The 13903-nt window shown below is 59.7% G+C and carries 13 protein-coding genes; 1 reads left to right on the forward strand and 12 read right to left on the reverse strand.

Annotation, left to right across the window (positions count from 1 at the left end; translation table 11 throughout):
• Window positions 1–219: 219 nt before the first annotated feature.
• The 4 genes from AP059_RS09785 to AP059_RS09800 form a co-directional block, all read right to left on the reverse strand.
• Complete coding sequence (locus tag AP059_RS09785) at window positions 220–1554, reverse strand: flagellar hook-length control protein FliK (protein WP_059763029.1); 1335 nt, start codon at window positions 1552–1554, stop codon at window positions 220–222.
• A gap of 77 nt (window positions 1555–1631) precedes the next feature.
• A complete protein-coding gene (locus tag AP059_RS09790) occupies window positions 1632–1994 on the reverse strand; it encodes an Hpt domain-containing protein (protein WP_059763030.1) in 363 nt (120 codons plus the stop codon).
• Window positions 1995–2025: 31 nt separating this feature from the next.
• A complete protein-coding gene (locus tag AP059_RS09795) occupies window positions 2026–3741 on the reverse strand; it encodes an ATP-binding SpoIIE family protein phosphatase (RefSeq protein ID WP_371260628.1) in 1716 nt (571 codons plus the stop codon).
• Complete coding sequence (locus AP059_RS09800; protein ID WP_059763032.1) at window positions 3738–4067, reverse strand: STAS domain-containing protein; 330 nt, start codon at window positions 4065–4067, stop codon at window positions 3738–3740. The genes AP059_RS09795 and AP059_RS09800 overlap by 4 nt, the downstream gene beginning before the upstream one ends.
• 361 nt (window positions 4068–4428) lie before the next feature.
• On the opposite strand from AP059_RS09800, the gene AP059_RS09805 reads away from it, so the two are divergent.
• A complete protein-coding gene (locus AP059_RS09805; RefSeq protein ID WP_059763033.1) occupies window positions 4429–5337 on the forward strand; it encodes a DMT family transporter in 909 nt (302 codons plus the stop codon).
• Here the strand turns inward: AP059_RS09805 and fliJ are convergent.
• The 8 genes from fliJ to AP059_RS09845 all read right to left on the reverse strand — a co-directional run bounded on the left by fliJ (window position 5331) and on the right by AP059_RS09845 (window position 13847).
• On the reverse strand, window positions 5331–5780 hold the full coding sequence (gene fliJ / locus AP059_RS09810; protein ID WP_048366241.1) for a flagellar export protein FliJ: 450 nt from the start codon (window positions 5778–5780) through the stop codon (window positions 5331–5333). The two genes, AP059_RS09805 and fliJ, sit on opposite strands and share 7 nt — an antisense overlap.
• Window positions 5781–5786: 6 nt before the next feature.
• Window positions 5787–7145 carry a flagellar protein export ATPase FliI gene (gene fliI / locus AP059_RS09815; protein WP_048366240.1) on the reverse strand — a complete coding sequence of 453 codons (1359 nt, stop codon included), beginning with the start codon at window positions 7143–7145 and terminating at the stop codon, window positions 5787–5789.
• The gene (gene fliH, locus AP059_RS09820) at window positions 7135–7908 is read right to left on the reverse strand and encodes a flagellar assembly protein FliH (RefSeq protein ID WP_059763034.1); all 774 of its coding nucleotides are present in this window, start codon (window positions 7906–7908) and stop codon (window positions 7135–7137) included. The genes fliI and fliH overlap by 11 nt, the downstream gene beginning before the upstream one ends.
• Window positions 7909–8931, reverse strand: coding sequence for a flagellar motor switch protein FliG (fliG, locus tag AP059_RS09825; RefSeq protein ID WP_048366238.1), 1023 nt, complete (start codon window positions 8929–8931; stop codon window positions 7909–7911).
• Window positions 8924–10708 (reverse strand): flagellar basal-body MS-ring/collar protein FliF, encoded by a 1785-nt coding sequence (gene fliF / locus AP059_RS09830; RefSeq protein WP_048366237.1) that lies wholly within the window; start codon window positions 10706–10708, stop codon window positions 8924–8926. The genes fliG and fliF overlap by 8 nt, the downstream gene beginning before the upstream one ends.
• Window positions 10709–10723: 15 nt before the next feature.
• A complete protein-coding gene (gene fliE / locus AP059_RS09835; protein ID WP_048366236.1) occupies window positions 10724–11053 on the reverse strand; it encodes a flagellar hook-basal body complex protein FliE in 330 nt (109 codons plus the stop codon).
• Between the two features lie 200 nt (window positions 11054–11253).
• Window positions 11254–12657 carry a sigma-54-dependent transcriptional regulator gene (locus tag AP059_RS09840; protein ID WP_059763068.1) on the reverse strand — a complete coding sequence of 468 codons (1404 nt, stop codon included), beginning with the start codon at window positions 12655–12657 and terminating at the stop codon, window positions 11254–11256.
• Window positions 12658–12662: 5 nt separating this feature from the next.
• Window positions 12663–13847 (reverse strand): sensor histidine kinase, encoded by a 1185-nt coding sequence (locus tag AP059_RS09845; RefSeq protein WP_165599924.1) that lies wholly within the window; start codon window positions 13845–13847, stop codon window positions 12663–12665.
• Window positions 13848–13903 lie beyond the last annotated feature (56 nt).

Below are 13903 nucleotides of genomic sequence, written 5' to 3' on the forward strand. Positions count from 1 at the left end.
ACAGGTGCACGGCAAGGCAAGAGCAAGTGTTATGCCAGAAGTGAGGGCAACGGTGAAATCGACCTTGCAGGTGCTGCTGCGGGACGAGGCGGCGATCGGGCGCGCAGCGGGCGCAAACCCGGTGAGTGAGGCGCTTCAGGTCTGTGGGGAAATGTGAGTGCGGGCGCAACGCACCCGCTCGCAGCCTCGCACCACTCGTCAGCGACTACCTGACAGGGGTCAGGCGTAATAGTCGACGGCGCTGGAACCCAGAATCACGCTGGGCGCAGCCGCTTCAACGCCGGCCACCGCCCCATCGTCATCCGCCCCGCCGTCAAGTCGCCCGCCATTGCCCGCACCGTTGGTACGGCTCTGGCTCTGCTGCTCTTGACCTTGGCCTTGCCAGTTACGCGACTGATCTGACACGTTGACGTCGACCTGCCCCATCCCCTGCTGCGCAAACATCTCACGCAAACGGAACATTTGGCCTTCCAGGGCTTCACGCACGCCCGCATGCCCACTCATGAAGTTGACCTGCGCAGGCTGGTCAGCCGCCAAGTTGACCCGAATATCCAAACGCCCCAACTCGGCCGGCTCCAACTGAATGTCTGCCGACTTGAGGTTGGCGCTGGAGAGGTACATCACCCGATTGACCACTTCTTCAGACCAGCCGCTCTGGTGCATGGCCAAAGGCTGGTTGACCGGCAGTGCATTCGCCGTTTTGGGCACAGCCGCCTGGGTGAGCGCCGCCAGACGATTGGCGAAGTCATCGACCCGGGTGTCGCTCGACGCACTTTTGAGGTCTTTGAGGCCATCATCCACCAGCCCCTTGAAGGCTTTTTCGCCTCCCTCACCGCTGGCGTCCCCATCGGCCTTGGGCTCAATCAGCATGGCAATGCCGCTGGCCTGGCCCTGGGTTTGAGCCACAGGGCCGGTGGTTTCAGCAGGGGTGTTTTTGACGGGGGTCTGACTGCTGGCGGACACATGCCCGCCCTGCTCCATCGCCAGGCGCACCGCTGGCAGGTCGTCAAGCGGGTCCGCCTGCGGATCGAAATGTTCGTCAGCCACCGGCTGCGGCTGAACGGCTTGGGCCGCATTCGCAGCCGCCGCGGCCAGCTGTGGGGTTTGTACCTCGGGCTGAACCGGTACGGCTTCGGGTTGCGGCTCAACCACCGGCACCGTCGGCACCACGGGCGGCGCTACCGCCAGCGGATCGCCAGACGCCGTATCGTCAGTCGGCTTGGCCGCCGTGTCGTCCTGATCGTCACCCGCAGCGTCTTTGCTCTTGCCGCCGGGCAAGGGCTTGCCGCTATCGGCAACAGCTGGCGCCTGGCCACCCACCTTGTCGTTGCGCACATCGGGCTTTGGCGCTGCATCCGCCGCCTTGTCCCGCGCAGGCTTGGCCACTTTGTCAGCCGCACTCGCCGGGTCTTGCGACGCTTTGGCGTACACCTTCGAGAAGTTCTGAGCCCCGGCTTTAGCGGGCTCGGCAGCAGGCTGCGAAGCATTGGCGGCCGCCGCTTTGGACGCAGCAGCGGCAGGAGTCTGAAGAAGCGAGTTGGCGGCAAGAGGCATGTAAAGGTCTCCACTGTACGGCTGGCGTAGGTACAGGTCAGAGAACTAGAGCAAGGTTCGGGCCAGCTTTGGCAAAGTCAATGAGAAACCACACGCTGGCGGGGGCAGCGCTCGAGTTCTTGCACATACAGGCGCCTCACCATTTTGTACTCAGCGGTGACTTTCGAGACCAGTTCGTCTATCCCCACCAACGGACTTTTTTTTGCACGATCTTCAAGGATGCCGCACAACTGCGCCAAACGAATGGCACCCATGTTGCTGCTACTGCCTTTGAAGCTGTGCGCGACCGCCACCAGGGCAGCCGCCTGTTGCGCGCCGATGAGTGCCACAACGCGCTCGTCCGAATCTGCAATAAAAGTATCCAACAGGTCCGCAAACCCACCTTCCATTACGTCACGCAGCGCATTCACTACCGCCTGGTCCATATGAATGTAGGACACTTGTTCACTCCTTGATCAAGAATGGGCCGGATTATGCCAGAGCCTCCCATGAAAACTCTACGCACGCAGTCCGACCATCGTCAGCCCAACGCGCAGAAGGGCACAGTTGGCGCACAAGACTCACGCCGCGGCCCGACAGTCGACCTCGATCCAGTGGCCGCTCCAGCACCCGGCTTACGTCAAACCCCTTACCGCTGTCTTCAACCTGTAGCTGTAAGCGCCCCCCGTTGAGCATAGGCTCAACTCGCACATGCACCCGGACAAAACCCTCGGTAAGCGCCGCCAACCGTTGGTCACGGCACTGGTAGTAGCGGGAAAACCCTTGCGCATCGCGCTTGAGCCGTGAGTCCAGCCCCAATACGCCGTGCTCCAGCGCATTGGCATACAGCTCGGCCAATACCGCGTGGATCACCGCGCCCTGCGCACGCAGCCCATGCACCTCCATGAGCAGTTGCAGCAGGTAAGGTAGCGGGTTGAACTGCTGCAACGAGGGGGCACGAAATTCAAAACTCGCCGACCAGTCCAGCGGGCTGCAACGCCCGCTGTCGGAGTACTGGATGGCAGGCATTCCCAACGCTTGCGGCAGCTGCGAGGTGATGTGCGCCATGCTCACGTCATCGCGCTTGCGGCCTTGAAAATCTCGCAGCGCCTGCACCACCTCATCAATCAGCCGCGCAGGCTCAGTGTTGCTGTCAAACACCCGCTGCAACCCTTCAACCCCGAACAACCGCTCCTGCTGATCGCTGGTATCTATCACCCCGTCAGACAGCAAAAACAGGTGATCGCCCGATACCATCGGCAACACCTCGGTGGTGTCGTCAAAAGCCTCGGCCTTTAACACACCCAGCGGCAAGTGCCGCGACGCCAGGGGCGTACGCACCCCGCTCTTGCGGGCATGAAGATAACCATCGGGCATGCCGCCATTCCACACTTCGACGATGCGCCGCTGAGCACTGACGCACACCAGGACAGCGCAGCAAAACATGTCCACCGGCAGGATGCGCTTGAGCTTGGCATTCATCTCACGCAGCATTTCGGGCAGGCCATAGCCTTTGGCCGTCATGCTGTAAAACACTTCTGCCAAAGGCATGGCGCCAATCGCGGCGGGCAACCCATGGCCGGTAAAGTCGCCGAGTAACACATGGGTATCGCCAGTCGGCGTATACGCGGCGAGTAACAAGTCGCCGTTGAACAACGCATACGGCGATTGCAAATACTGGATATTGGCCGCACTCAAACAGCCCGAGTGCGCCACCCGATCAAACACCGCCTTGGCCACCCGCTGTTCGTTAAGCAAATAACTGTTGTGTTGAGCAATCAGGTTGCGCTGTTGCAGTACCGTGTCTTGCAAACGCCGCAAGCGGTCCATAACGGTGATTTTGGCCGCCAACACCAAGGGGTTATAGGGTTTGATCAACACATCATCGCCCCCTGCCTCCAGCGCCCGTTTCAAGGCGTCGGCGTGTTCAAGCGAGGTCAGAAAAATAATCGGTACCAGCACCTCACCGGCCAGGGCTTTGATCTGGCGCGTCGCTTCAAAACCATCCATCACCGGCATCAAGGCGTCCATCAACACCAATTGCGGACGCTGCTCAATAAACAGCGCCACCGCTTCGGCGCCATTACCGGCCAACAGCACCTGATGGCCTTGTTTGCTCACGATGCGCGACAGCAGCAAACGGTCGACCGCACTGTCTTCGGCGATCAACACCGTCAGCGTCTGAGCGTGCGGCAATGGAGTGTTCAACTGATGTCGAACAACTTGTCGAAGTTGGAGATGGCGAGAATTTTTCGCACATCACTGTTGCAATTAACGAGCCTCACATCGGAGTCATCGCCACCGACATAGTCTCGTAACAGCAGCAGCATGCCCAGTGCGGAGCTGTCTATGTAGGTCGTCTCTTTCAGATCAACCACGCACTGCGCGGACTCGGGCTTGGACTTGGGGTCGGATTCGGGCTGTAACTTTTCGTACGCTCGCCTGAAGTCCTGATGTTTGGCGAAATCAAATCGGCCTTTAATACTGATGGTCAGCGTAGTGCCTTGCGACGACAGTTCAGATGTCACGGCCATAAGTACGCATCCTTCTCTGAGTTCGGGTGCTCAGACTATAGACCCGGATTTTGATTTCGCACCTGCCAACGCTGCGCGCTCACCCTGAGCGGATCAAAAAAATCGCAGCCTGCGGCAGTGCCCACAGCGCACAAGTCTAAAAATCTAGTTGATTATTCAAACCATTAGCCGCTGCTCTTACATGCGCGCTGTCATCCTTTTCTTAAACAAGACTTATTGGCTGTTTGCAAACCAACAACACCAATGATAAAAAACTTTTCCCAGGCAACCCTGACACTTATTTATTCAATCGACCCCATTAATAAAGAGCGTCACCGACTCCTCTTTAGGGTTGTCCCCCAAACCACTATGAGACCTCAGCATGCCACGTCATCTTTCAGGCATTTGTTTTGCTGTATGCGCGGCGGCACTCAATGCAACAATCGGCGCCTTGAGCAAGTTATTAATAAGCGCCGGTTTAACCACCAGCGCAATTGCCTTTTATAAAACAGCCGTCGCGGTCATCGTGGTGTCGTTCGTTTTACTGTTACTTAAACACGCGCCGCGCTGGAGGGGCTGTCGCGCGCAATGGTGGCAAGCAGCAGTGTGTTCAATGCTGGGCATTTTCATGTTGTTCTTCTTTGAAACCCGCGCCTATCAGCACACGGATGCGGCGACCGCCGTGGTGGTATTGATGGCGTCTGCGGCACTGTCAGCCATTGTGCTTGGCAGGTTTTTTTTGGGCGATCGCATTGATCGAAACATCCTGCTGGGCGCTGTTCTGGCGATCATTGGAATGGCCGTTATTTTCCAAAAGAACCTGGCAACAGAGTTGAATATTCTTGGGGTGTGGCACGCCGGATTTGCAGGACTGGGGTATGGCGCTTTTTCAGTGTGCATGAAGAAAATGAAGGCTAAAGGCGGACTCTTGTTTACCCGACAACTTTTAGTGTTTGGCGCACTGTATTTAGCGATACCCGCCATCCATGAGCAGGCACTGTCGATCACGTTATCGGTGGACAGCGCGATTATTCTATTACTCTTGGCGATATTTCCCACACTGCTCGGCTTTTTCTGCACCACTAAAGCCATTGAGTTACTCAAACCCAGTCAAGTGCAAACCATTGAACTGAGTGAACCTCTATTTGCCGGAGTGTTTGCCTTCATCGTTATGGGTGAAGTGCCCGCAATGTCTACATTGTATGGCGGGGTTTTAATTGTCTTGGGGCTGCTTTTTTCCAATCACGTCATACCGCTGTCACGCAAACAGCGAACCCTGCCCTGTCAGTAACTGTCCCTGCGCGGTAATCGCTGGGACAGTTCGTCCATCAGCTTTTGTTCGCGCTTGTCTTCCAGTTGCCGGGCTTCGTCGGCGTAGCGCTGCACCAATTTGCGTAACCCTTCGACCCGGGCATAGGTCTGCTGCCAGGTTTCGCGGGCCTTGTTGAGGTTGTTTTCATGCCACACCAGGCTTTGCCGCTGTTGGGAGACGGCTGTTTCAAGCTGGTTGAGGAAGTACTGGTAGCTGCGCAACCATTGGCCAGACACGCCCTGACTGCCGCGACCAATCCATTGCGACTGGTATTCGGCGCGGAAGTTTTCCAGGTCACCCAGCTTGCTATTGGCCAGATTGACTTGCCCTTGAAAGTGGCCTAGCCGTTGCGCCGCCGCTTTTTCGGCACTCTCGGCCATCTCGACCACGGGCGCCAGACGCGCCGCTCTGCCACTGGCCATAAATGATTATCCGCCCGGCGCCGGAGCAAAGATGGAACCCAGATGACCGCCGCTTTCAGCCAGGCTGATGTTGTCGTTCAAGCCTTGGCGCAAGTACGCCACCATCGCCGGTTGCAGGGCAATCGCCGTGTCGGTTTCGCGATCCCCGCCTGGCACGTAGGCGCCCACGCTGATCAAGTCCCGCGCTTGCTGGAAGCGTGACCACAACTGTTTGAATTGCTGTGCACGGCGCATGTGTTCTTCAGTGACCACCGAGGGCATGACCCGGCTGATGGAGGCTTCGATGTCGATGGCCGGGTAATGGCCTTCTTCGGCCAAACGCCGCGACAGCACAATGTGGCCGTCGAGCACGCCCCGTGCCGAGTCGGCAATCGGGTCTTGCTGGTCGTCACCTTCGCTCAGCACGGTATAGAACGCCGTGATCGAACCACCGCCCGCCTCTGCGTTACCGGCACGCTCCACCAGTTTTGGCAGTTTGGCGAACACGGATGGCGGATAGCCCTTGGTCGCGGGCGGTTCACCAATGGCCAAGGCAATTTCCCGTTGCGCCTGGGCAAAGCGGGTCAGGGAGTCCATCAGCAACAGGACGTTCTTGCCCTTGTCGCGAAAGTATTCGGCAATGCGTGTGCAGTACATGGCGGCACGCATGCGCATCAGCGGCGCATCATCGGCCGGAGACGCCACCACCACCGAGCGCTTGAGGCCTTCTTCGCCAAGGATGTGCTCGATGAACTCCTTGACCTCACGGCCCCGTTCACCAATCAGCCCAACCACCACGATGTCGGCTTCGGTGAAGCGGGTCATCATGCCCAGCAGCACACTCTTACCCACGCCAGTACCGGCAAACAGGCCCAAACGCTGACCGCGCCCGACCGTCAATAAACCGTTGATGCTGCGGATGCCTACGTCGAGCGGCACGCTGATGGGGTTACGCTTGAGCGGGTTGATGGTGGGGCCGTCCATCGGCACCCAGTCTTCGGCTTTCATCCCGCCTTTGCCGTCCAGCGCACGGCCCGCGCCGTCGAGTACGCGACCGAGCATGCTCATGCCCATCGGCAAACGCCCGGTATCGGCCAGCGGCACCACGCGGGCACCCGGCGCAATGCCTGCGACGCTGCCCACCGGCATGAGGAAGATTTTGCTGCCAGAAAAGCCCATCACCTCCGCTTCAACTTCGACCGGGTGAAAGCTGTCGTCGTTGATCACCAGGCAGCGGCTGCCCATCGCCGCGCGCAAACCTTCGGCCTCCAGTGTGAGGCCGACCATGCGCAGCAAGCGGCCTTCGACAATCGGCTGACCGGGCAAGGTGATAGCAGGCGCGTAGCCGCTCAGGCGCTTGGCGAAACTGGTGCGTTTAAGGTGCATCCGGCTGGTCCAGGTCGACGTCGATGTCCGGCGCAGACGGGTGCAGCGCCTGTTCGTGAAGTTGGTCGAACAACTGGCTCATGGCCTGTTTGATACGGGTCTCGATGCTTGCATCGATCCGGCTGTGTTCGGTTTCGACGCGGCAGCCACCGGGTTGCAACGTGTCGTCTTCGAGAATCCGCCAACTGGCATCGTGGCGTTCGCGCAGCGCCTTTATCTGTTCGAAGTCTTGCGGATTGATGAACAATCGAATGTTTTCGGCGCCCATCGGCAACAGCTTCAAGCTCTCGCGCAGCACTTGCTCGATCTGGCTGGAATCGGTTTTCAGCTCGCGCTGGATCACCAGCCGCGTCATGTGCTCAACCAACCCCACCATCGCCTTTTCAAGCTGCACATCCTGCTCGGCCAACGGCGCAAACAAGCTGCCCATCAAGCGTTCAAGGCTGCCGAGCTTGGCATTCAAGGCCGCGTCGGCCTCTTGGCGCACCTTGAGCTGGGTACTGTGGAAACCTTCTTTCTCACCCGTGGCGAAGCCTTCGTTGTAAGCCTCCTGACGGATGCTTTCGAGTTCTTCAAGGGTCAGCGGCTGGACTTCTTCCAGCGGGACTTCTTCGCTTTCGGGCGGCAGCTCTTCGACCGGCTCAGGCTCCGGCTCCGGTTCTTCACGAAACGGGTCAAAGCTGGGCAAGGACCACACGTCAAAACCGCCGACATCACGGGCGCGGATCACATCACTGGGCGACTCGCCCTTGGCATTGCTCACTTAGATCATCTCTTCGCCGCCCTTCCCGCCGAGAACAATTTCTCCGGCTTCGGCCATACGGCGAGCGATGGTGAGGATTTCTTTCTGCGCTGTTTCGACGTCGCTGACGCGTACCGGGCCTTTGGCCTCCAGGTCGTCGCGCAGCAGTTCGGAGGCACGCTTGGACATGTTTTTGAAAATCTTGTCTTGAACGTTGTCGTCCGAGCCTTTGAGCGCCAACACCAGCACGTCCGAAGACACTTCGCGCAACAGCGCCTGAATGCCACGGTCGTCGACGTCGGCCAGGTTGTTGAACACGAACATGAGGTCTTCGATCTGACCGGACAGGTCTTCGTCGATTTCGCGGATCGAGTCCATCAACTGCCCTTCGGTCGAGCTGTCGAGGAAGTTCATGATATCGGCAGCACGCTTGATGCCGCCCAAGGTGGTACGGGCCGCGTTGGAATTGCCGGAGAACTGTTTCTCAAGGATCTGGTTCAGCTCTTTGAGCGCTGCCGGCTGCACGGTGTTCAGCGACGAGACGCGCAGGATGATGTCCAGCCGCGCCTTGTGGTCAAAGTGCCCGAGCACTTCGCCCGCCTGATCGGGGTCGAGGTACGCCACCACGATGGCCTGGATTTGCGGGTGTTCGAAGCGGATGACATCCGCCACCGCACGCGGCTCCATCCATTTCAGGCTGTCCAGCCCGCTGGTGTTGCCGCCCAACAGGATGCGGTCGATCAGGCCGTTGGCCTTGTCTTCACCCAGTGCCTGGGTGAGCATTTTACGAATGTAGCCGTCTGAACCGACGCCCAGGCTGGTCTGGTCGCCGACAATTTCGACGAACTCGCTCATCACCTGTTCAACCTGCTCGCGGTGCACGTTGCGCATTTGCGCCATCGCCACACCCACGCGCTGCACTTCTTTGGGCCCCATATGCCGCAGCACTTGGGCCGCGTCAGTTTCGCCAAGCGACAGCAGCAGGATCGCGGCTTTGTCGACCCGGGTCAGCTTGGGATTGGTGGCGGCTCGGTTGTCACTCATCAGCGTTGATCCACTCTTTCACGACCTGAGCCACGCGGCCCGGGTCTTCTGCTACCAGACTCTTGATTGCGTTCAACTGAGCGTCATAGCCTTCGCTTGGGCTCGGCAACAGAATGCTTTGCGGCCCGCCCAGGCTGACACGGTCGTTGGACAGCTCGCCATCCAGCCCGCCAATGCCACCCAGCTCGGAATCACTGCCCAAGGCCAATTCTTTACTGCGCCCGTGGCCGGTGATGTTGTTCAACACCGGACGCAACACGCCAAACACCAGCACCAGGATGAACAGCACACCCAGCACTTGCTTGACGATGTCCCAGAACCACGGCTGTGAGTAGAACGGGATCTCGGCGATGACTTCGCCACGCTCGGCCGAGAACGGCACGTTGATCACGCTCACGCTGTCGCCACGGCTGGCATCAAAGCCCACGGCGTCTTGCACCAGACGGGTAAAGCGCGCCAGTTGATCGGTGCTCCACGGCTCACGGGTGATGTCCCCGTTGGCCGGGTTGACCTTGACCTGATCATCGACCACCACGGCAACCGACAGGCGATTGACTTTACCTTGCTGCTGCTTGGTGTGGCTGATGGAGCGGTCAAGCTCGAAGTTTTTGGTCGATTGCGAACGCTTGTCAGCCGGGTACGGCGCAAGCATCGGCTGGCCCGTGGCCGGGTCCATGATTTGCTGACCGTTGGCATCGAGCAGCGGCTGACCCGGCTGCACCATTCCGGCGGCGGCTGTCGCCTGCCCGGTTTGCTGCGGGGCCGACGCAGGCGCAGGCGGCTGATTGCTTAGCGCGCCCGGCACACCTTGCGGGCCATTGCTGGCAGTGCGCTGCTCGCTGGTGGACTGCTCGCTGCGCAAGGCCGGCTGGTCCGGGTTGAACTGTTCGGAGGTGGACTCTACCGCACTGAAATCCACATCGGCCGACACTTCGGCTTTATAGCGGTCGTTGCCCAACACCGGTTGCAGAATGTTGTGCACGCGCTGGGTGAGCATGCTTTCCATGCGGCGGCTGTAATCGAACTGTTTACCGGCCATCGTCAGCTCAGAGTCCTGCGCCTGATCCGACAGCAAGTTACCTTTTTGGTCGACCACGGTGATTTGCGACTTGGTCAGTTCGGGAACACTGGTGGCCACCAGATTGATAATGGCCAGTACTTGGCCCGGCTCCAGTGAGCGGCCCGAATACAACTCCACCAACACCGAGGCGCTGGGTTTGCGCTCATCGCGCACAAACACCGAGCTTTTAGGAATGGCCAGGTGAACGCGTGCGCCCTTGACGTTATTGAGGCTGGAAATGGTGCGGGCCAATTCGCCTTCCAGGCCACGACGATAGCGCGTGGCCTCCATGAACTGGCTGGTCCCCAGCCCTTGGTCTTTGTCCAGAATCTCGAAACCGATGTTGCTGTCGGTCGGCGACACACCGGCGGCGGCCAGTTTGAGGCGCGCACGGGCCACGTCATCAGCCTTGACCAGCAACGCCCCGGAGTTGGGCTCAACGGTGTAAGGAATGTCGGCGCCGGCCAGCGTTTCCATGACCTGCTTGGCATCCATACCGGCCAGGCTGCCATACAGCGGCCGGTAATCGGGCTGTTGCGACCACAACACGACGGCAAAACCAATCGCCACGCTCGCTGCCAGACCGACCATAAGGCCGACCTGACGCAACATGGTCATCTCGGAAAGGTTTTCCAGAAAGGACAGCCCGAACAGTGGCGGCTTGCCATCTGTTGAGCCTGCCTTGGCCGGGACGTTATCAGCAACTGCTTCTGCCATGACCTAATATCGTCCTTAAACCGGCATCTGCATGATGTCTTGGTACGCCTGAACCAGCTTGTTGCGTACTTGGGTCAATGCCTGAAAAGAAACACTGGCTTTCTGCGATGCAATCATCACGTCAGTCAGGTCAACACCGCTTTTGCCGATTTCAAAGGCGTTCGACAACTGGCTCGACGCCTGTTGGGTATCGCTGACCTTATTGATCGCGTTGCCCAGCATGTCGGAGAAGCTGCTGGCGCCCACTTCAGCGGGCGCTTGCACCGCTGATTTCTGGGCCATAGCGTCCATTTGCATGGCCCGCATGTCCAACATCATTCGATTAAATTCAATACCTTGGCTCATGGACTACTCTCTCCGACGGCCCGCAATTTTTTGACACTCACACAGCATCTACTCAGGTGTTAGCAACAAGGGTGCCAGTTGTTTGTTGATCTGGAACAAATTGCGTAACAAAAGGTCGCAGCCAGATAAACGGGATGTTTATAAAATCACCCTCCCTGTAGGCACTGGCGCAACCTGCGCCAGTGCCTGCGGGCATAGGGTCAGCTTGAGGCGAACAGGTACGCTTCAACGTCCATGCCCGCATCGCGCATTTGCGCCAGTTTGTAGCGCAACGTGCGCGGGCTGATGCCCAGGCGCTCGGCCGCTTCTTTGCGCCGTCCGCGCTCTGTGCGCAAGGTGTCAATGATCATCTGAAACTCACGGCGACGCAGGTCATCACCCAGCGCGCCTGCGGACTCACCCGCTGATCCCGCCACACTCTCGACCGGCGCCGACAAACTGGCGCTGCCGATAGCAGGCAGCGGCGCGCACGCCACCGGGCCCGCCAGACAAAAATCCGCCGCCTCGATCAGGCCACCGTGCTGCAAGATCAGGGCGCGCTGAATCGCGTTGTCCAGCTCGCGCACATTCCCCGGCCAGGCATAAGCGGTCAGGCACGCTTGTGCGGCAGGCGAAAAACGCACCGCCGTGTGTTTCATCTTGTTGATGTGCTTGGCCAGCAAACGCTCGGCCAGCGGCAGAATGTCGGCGGTGCGCTCGCGCAACGGACGCCAGGCCAACGGAAACACTGAAAGGCGATAGTACAAGTCTTCGCGAAAGCGCCCCGCCGCCACTTCGCCCGCCAAATCGCGGTTAGTGGTGGCCACCACGCGGATATCCAGGGCAATCGGCTTACGGCCACCCACGCGCTCCACTTCACGCTCTTGCAGCACCCGCAACAACTTGGCCTGCAAGCCCAACGGCATTTCGGAAATCTCGTCGAGCAGCAGCGTGCCACCATCGGCCTGCTCAAACTTGCCCGCTTGCGCCGCAATCGCGCCGGTGAATGAGCCTTTCTCATGACCGAACAACGTGGCTTCCAGCATGTTGTCCGGGATCGCCGCGCAGTTGATGGCGACAAAGGGCTGACGGGTCCGATGCGAATGTTGATGGATATAGCGCGCCAGCACTTCTTTACCCGTGCCGGACTCGCCCGAGATCAACACCGTGGAATCACTGCGCGCTACCCGCGCCGCCAGTTCCAGCAACTGTGCGCTGGCAGGCTCGATGGCCACCGGCCCTTCGGCATCTGCAACGCCAAGACAACCCAGCGCATGGCGCGCCACCAAATCAAGCAAAGCCTTGGGTTCAAACGGCTTGACCAGATAATCCGCTGCGCCTTGGCGCATGGCATCCACCGCCCGTTCCACCGCCCCGTGCGCGGTCATGAGCAGCACCGGCAGTTGCGGTTGCCGCGCACGCAGCAGACCCAGCAACTGGTGCCCGTCCATGCCCGGCATGTTCACGTCGCTGACCACCAGGCTAAAGGGTTCGGCCGCCACCGCCTCCAGCGCTTCTTCAGCCGAGCCGACCGCATGAAAACCATGCCCCGCCAACAACAACGTGTCGGCCAGGGCTTCACGCAGGGAGCGGTCATCTTCAACCAGCAGCACCTTGATTCGCATCACCATCAGTTCGCCTCCGCCGCGCCAGGAATCAGCGGCAGGCTGAGCAACGCACAGGTGCCGCGCCCCAGCCGTGAATGGAATTGCAGCTCGCCCTGATGCGCACGCACCACCGCCTTGACCACGGCCAGCCCCAACCCGGTGCCTGTGGCTTTGGTGGTGAAAAACGGCTCACCCAAACGTTCCAGCACCCGTGGCTCGATGCCACTGGCGCTGTCACTTACGCACAGGCGCAAGGTGTTATCGCGTGCGTACACATGCACCTTGAGGCGCACCTGAGGCGTACCGGCCTGTAACGCGTTTTCAATCAGATTCAGCAGCGCGCCCACCAGCGTGTCGCGATTGCACAGCACCTCACCGGTGTGGATATCGCACTGCCAGCGCATCGCAATACCTTCGACATGGGTCTGCGCAGCAGCTTGCAGCGATTGCATCAGCGCCTTGGGCGTGACCCGATCGGTCAACGGCAACTCGCCGCGCGCAAATACCAGCATGTCGCGCACTTGGTGCTCCAGCTCGTGCAAGCGCTCTTTAAGGCGACCGGCAAAACGCTGCTGTGTTTCGACCGGCAGCTCCTGTTCAGTCAAATGACTGGCGTAAATCAACGCGGCCGACAATGGCGTGCGGATCTGGTGCGCCAACGAGGCCACCATGCGCCCCAGCGACGACAAACGCTCGTGCCGTGCCAACTGATCTTGCAGGCGCCGGGTTTCTGTCAGGTCGTTAAGCAACACCAACTGCCCAGGCTCAGCATCCAGCGAGCGAGTGGAAATCGACAAGCGCCGACCATCAATCAACGAAATCTCGTGCCCATCGTCTTCACGCGGGGCAAAGCAGCGGGAGATGACGTGACGCCACAGCTCACCCACCAGCGGCAGGCCGAGCAATTCACTGGCCGCAGGGTTGGCCTCGCGTACACGGCCGCGATCATCAATCACGATGACCCCGCCCGGTAACAGATCAAGGAGGTTTTGCAGCCGGTTGGCCAGGCGCTCTTTTTCCGCCAGCTCGGCCATCCGCTGCGCGCTGACCACCGCCAACTCGCCTTTAAGCTCGGTCACCCGTGCTTCAAGCAGGCTGTAGGAATCGGTCAACTGAGTCGACATCTGGTTGAACAGCGAGAACGCTTGCTCAAGCCCTTCGCGGCTGGCTTGCTCCACCGAATTGATCGGCGCAGCAACAAGGGACATGGCCTGCCCTGCGAGATCAGGGAGGGAGGACTGCTGGGCGGACTGGGGCATGGTAC

Source organism: Pseudomonas sp. TAA207, from assembly GCF_001529285.1.
GTDB lineage: Bacteria > Pseudomonadota > Gammaproteobacteria > Pseudomonadales > Pseudomonadaceae > Aquipseudomonas > Aquipseudomonas weihenstephanensis.

Coding starts and splice junctions, on each gene's coding strand:
- AP059_RS09785 (WP_059763029.1), bottom strand. CDS start 1,554: ATGCCTCTTGCCGCCAACTCGCTTCTTCAGACTCCTGCCGCTGCTGCG.
- AP059_RS09800 (WP_059763032.1), bottom strand. CDS start 4,067: ATGGCCGTGACATCTGAACTGTCGTCGCAAGGCACTACGCTGACCATC.
- AP059_RS09805 (WP_059763033.1), top strand. CDS start 4,429: ATGCCACGTCATCTTTCAGGCATTTGTTTTGCTGTATGCGCGGCGGCA.
- fliJ (WP_048366241.1), bottom strand. CDS start 5,780: ATGGCCAGTGGCAGAGCGGCGCGTCTGGCGCCCGTGGTCGAGATGGCC.
- fliI (WP_048366240.1), bottom strand. CDS start 7,145: ATGCACCTTAAACGCACCAGTTTCGCCAAGCGCCTGAGCGGCTACGCG.
- fliG (WP_048366238.1), bottom strand. CDS start 8,931: ATGAGTGACAACCGAGCCGCCACCAATCCCAAGCTGACCCGGGTCGAC.
- fliF (WP_048366237.1), bottom strand. CDS start 10,708: ATGGCAGAAGCAGTTGCTGATAACGTCCCGGCCAAGGCAGGCTCAACA.
- fliE (WP_048366236.1), bottom strand. CDS start 11,053: ATGAGCCAAGGTATTGAATTTAATCGAATGATGTTGGACATGCGGGCC.
- AP059_RS09840 (WP_059763068.1), bottom strand. CDS start 12,657: ATGCGAATCAAGGTGCTGCTGGTTGAAGATGACCGCTCCCTGCGTGAA.
- AP059_RS09845 (WP_165599924.1), bottom strand. CDS start 13,847: ATGTCCCTTGTTGCTGCGCCGATCAATTCGGTGGAGCAAGCCAGCCGC.